General features: G+C 73.8%; 1 protein-coding gene and 1 pseudogene. Both read right to left on the bottom strand.

Features of this window, described 5'->3' with window-relative positions; genetic code table 11:
- On the bottom strand, positions 1-3535 hold a 3535-nt coding region (locus ACFQ3T_RS34900), incomplete at its 3' end, for a beta-ketoacyl synthase N-terminal-like domain-containing protein (RefSeq protein WP_380730132.1).
- 113 nt (positions 3536-3648) lie between these two features.
- Positions 3649-3990: pseudogene (locus tag ACFQ3T_RS34895) on the bottom strand (alpha/beta fold hydrolase); the annotation flags it as partial.

The following is a 3990-nucleotide window of genomic DNA, read 5'->3' as shown; positions in this document are numbered from 1 at the left end:
GCGTCGGTGCGGCGACCGGCGCCGTCACCGGTGCCGGTGCCGGTGCCGGTGCCGCCGCGGGCGTCGGCGCGGCGGCGGGCGAGGCGGTCAGGGCGTGCGGGGCGGAGTAGGCCGGCACCTCGTAACGCGTCGGCGCCGGGGCCAACTGCGGGGTGTAGCGGTGGGACGGCGCGTAGGCGACCGGGTTGCCCGCCTCCAGCCGCGCGAAGTTCAGCAGCACGTCGCTGGCGTGCATGTGGCTGTGGCCGATGGCGATGCTGTGCTCGGTCACCGACGAGATGCCGGCGACGGCGAGGTCGCTCAGGCTGCCCTGGCGGGTCTCGTGCTCCAGCACGCCGCTGAGCCGTTCCGCCACGCGCAACTGGCTGTCGAGGTAGTCGCGGTGCATCGCCAGGTGCTCCCAGGCGACACCGGCCGCGCCCGCCACTGGCGCCGGGGCCGGTGCCTCGGTCGGCGTGAAGCGCACCGGGACCTCCGGGGCCGCGGCGTGCCCGTTGCCGTTCACGGCGTTGCCGTTGCCGTTGCCGTTCGCGTGTCCGTTCGCGTGTCCGTTGCCGGCGTGCACGCCGTTGCCGGACGAGTCGCCGTTGACGGCGGTCGTCCCGTTGGTCGCGTGAGCGCCGTTCACGCTCACGCCGTTGGTCGCGGGTGAACCGTTCACCTCGGCACCACCGTTCGTCGCGGGCGCGCCGCCGTTCGCGGGCGCGGTGGGGATGCGGTAACCGTTCTCGAGGGCGTCCTGGTACTCCCGGCGGCGGTGGGCCGGGACGTGGTTCACACCGGTCAACGCAACCCTCATTCCCTTGGTCTGCGCCGCTTCCGCCACGGGGGCGGTGAAGCGGTCTGGGGTGGTCAGGGGCAGGCCCAGCACGGTGAGCCGCGCCGCCAGCCGCTTGATCGACCGGTCGGAGTCCTTCGCCGGTCCCGCGTCGGCGGACAGCACGACCACGTCGGGGTCGTCGCCGAGGATGCGGCGGACCAGGCCCGCCAGCACGGTCTTGGGCCCGAACTCGACGAACACCCGGTACCCCGCGTCGTACATCTGCCGCACCCGCTCGGCGAACGCCACCGGCTTGCCGAGCTGGTCGACCAGGACGTCCCGGTTGTGCGCGACGTCCGCGCCGTAGGCGGCGCCCGACGTGTTCGCGTACACCTCGGCGACCGGTTCGCGCACCTCCACCGCCGACACCGCCTCGCGGAACGCGTCCACGGCGTGCGCGACGTACGGCGTGTGGAACGCGGCGGCCACCGGCAGCACCTGGGCGTCCAGACCGGACGCGCGCGCCGCCGCGACGAACGCCTCGACGGCCGCCGTGCCACCGCCGACCACGGTCTGGTGCGGCCCGTTCAGGTTGCACACCAGCACGTCCGGGTGCTGCGGCAGCAGCTCGGCCAACGCGTCCACGTCGGACCGGACGGCGGCCATCGAGCCGCGGTCGCCCGACTCGGGCGCCAGCGCCATCGCCTTGCCGCGGGCGGCGGCCAGCCGGTGGAACTCCTCCTCGGTCAGCGACCCGGCCGCCCACAACGCGGTCAGCTCGCCGAAGCTGTGCCCGAGCATGCCCTCGGCGCGGAAGCCCAGCGCGCTCAGGTACCGGAACTGCCCGGCGGACAGCGCGCCGATCGCGGGCTGCGCGTAGTCGGTGCGCCGCAACGCCTCTTCCTGCGCCCGCGACGTCTCCTTGTCGAACGCGGGCGGCGGGTACACGACCCGGCTCAGCGGTTCGGCGGGGTCGGACAGCAGGCTCGCCGCGTCCAGCGACTCCCGCAGCGGCGGCAGCGCCATCGCCGCCGAGGCGCCCATGCCGACGTACTGGCTGCCCTGCCCGGCGAACAGCGCCGCCACCCGGCCGGTCACCGCGGCGGAACGCCGGTAGTACGCGCCGCCGGGCAGCTCGAACGCCTCGACGTCGCCGTTCTCCCGCAGCCGCCGCACGGCGTCGGCCCGCAGCACGGCGAGCTCGTCGTCGTCACGGGACACCACGGCCAGCCGCGCGTGACCGGCGGGGACCTCGTCCGCCACCCCGCCGGGCGATGCCTCGACCACGTCGAGCAGGGACGCCACGTCGGGCGCGTGCCAGACGTGCACCCGGTTGGTCCGGTGGGTTACCCGCACGTCCTCGGCCGGGTACTCCTCCAGCACGCAGTGGAAGTTCGTGCCGCCGAACCCGAACGACGACACGGCCGCGCGCCGCGTCGGCCGGCGCGGCTCCACGAGCCACGGCACGGACCGGGTGTTGACGTAGAACGGCGAGTTGGGGAAGTCCACCGCCTCGCGGGGCTTGGTGACGTTGATGGTCGGCGGCAGCACCTTCTCGTGCAGCGCCATCGACACCTTGATCAGCGCCGCCGCGCCCGCCGCCGCCTTGGTGTGGCCGATCTGGGACTTCACGCTGCCCACGGCGGCGAACTGCTTCTCGTCCGACGCGCCCGCGTACACGTCCCGCAGCGCGGTCAGCTCGGTCAGGTCGCCCAGCGACGTGCCGGTGCCGTGGCACTCCACCAGCCCGACGGACTCCGGGCCGACGCCCGCGTCGACGTACGCGCGGTGCAGCGCCACGACCTGGCCCTCGCGGCGGGGCGCGTAAATGCTCTTGTACCGGCCGTCGCTGGACGACCCGATGCCGCGCAGCACCGAGTAGATCCGGTCGCCGTCGCGCTCGGCGTCCGCCAGCCGCTTCAGCGCGAGCATGCCGATGCCCTCGCCGATCAGCGTGCCGTCCGAGGCCTCGTCGAACGGCCGGATCACGCCGCTCTTCGACAGCGCGGGCGTCTTGCTGAAGCACAGGTACATCAGGATGGTGTTCTCGGCGTCGCACCCGCCCGTGATCATCACGTCGGCGCGGCCGGAGACCAGCTCGGCCGCGGCCATGTGCAGCGCGGCCAGGGACGACGCGCACGCCGCGTCCACCGTGCAGTTCGTGCCGCCGAAGTCGAACCGGTTGGCGATGCGTCCGGCGACGACGTTGCCGAGCATGCCGGGGAACGAGTTCTCCTCCCACGGCGCGAACGCCTTCACGAACTTCGCCGCGATCTCCTCGGCGTCCGTCTCGGACAGCCCGACGCTGCGCACGACCTCCTTCAGCACGGGCGTCTGCAACCGGGTCGCCAGCGGCTGGGTCAGCGAGTTCGCGCCGGTGATGCCGAGCACCACGCCGGTGCGGGACGGGTCGTAGCCGCCGTTGACGTCGGCGAGGGTCTGCTTGGCCACCACCAGGCTGAGGAGCTGCAGGACGTCGGTGACCTCCAGCGAGGTCGGCGGCAGGCCGAACTCCAGCGGGTCGAACTGCACGGTCGGGATGAAACCGCCGCGCTTGGCGTAGGTCTTGTCCGGCGCGCTGGGGTCGGGGTCGTAGTAGTCCTCGATCTTCCAGTGGGTCTCGGGGACGTCCTCGATCAGGTCCTGGGCGTCCACGACGTTGCCCCAGAACTCACGCAGGTCCCCGGAGCGCGGGTAGAGCGCGCCGAGACCCACAACGGCGATCGGCGTGTCGCCGAGGCGGTGGGCGGGCTGGTTCATGGCGGGGGTCTCCATGGCGGCAGGGTCGGCGGTGGGTCGGGCAGTCCGGTTCGGGTCGGGCAGTCCGTTCGGGTCGGGCAGTCCGGTTCGGGGTCGGAGGTCCGTTCGGTTCAGGTGGTTCGGGCGGGTCAGCGGGCCAGCGGGCTGGTGAGGTCCGCGAGCACGGCCAGCGCCTCCGGGTGGCGCAGCATCGAGTAGTGGTCCCCGGGGCACCGGGCGGTGGCGAGCAAGGGCGTCAGCGTGTCCCAGCCGAGCGGGTCCGCCGTGTCGAGCAGGCCGCGGTCCGGGCGCACCAGGACCACCGGCACGTCGACCGGCACGGCGGTGTGCGCGCGGGCCAGCGCGTTGTTGCGGCGCAGGCCGTCGGCGTAGGCGCGGAACACCTTGCGCAGCCCGGGCGCGGTGGTGCCCTCCCGGAGGGCGCCGGTGCGCAGCTCGGCGGCCAGCAGGTGGTCGAGCCCCGCGTCGTC

It is taken from the genome of Saccharothrix hoggarensis, assembly GCF_042678885.1.
Lineage (GTDB): Bacteria > Actinomycetota > Actinomycetes > Mycobacteriales > Pseudonocardiaceae > Actinosynnema > Actinosynnema hoggarensis.
This window is presented reverse-complemented; position numbering and strand designations above follow the sequence as displayed.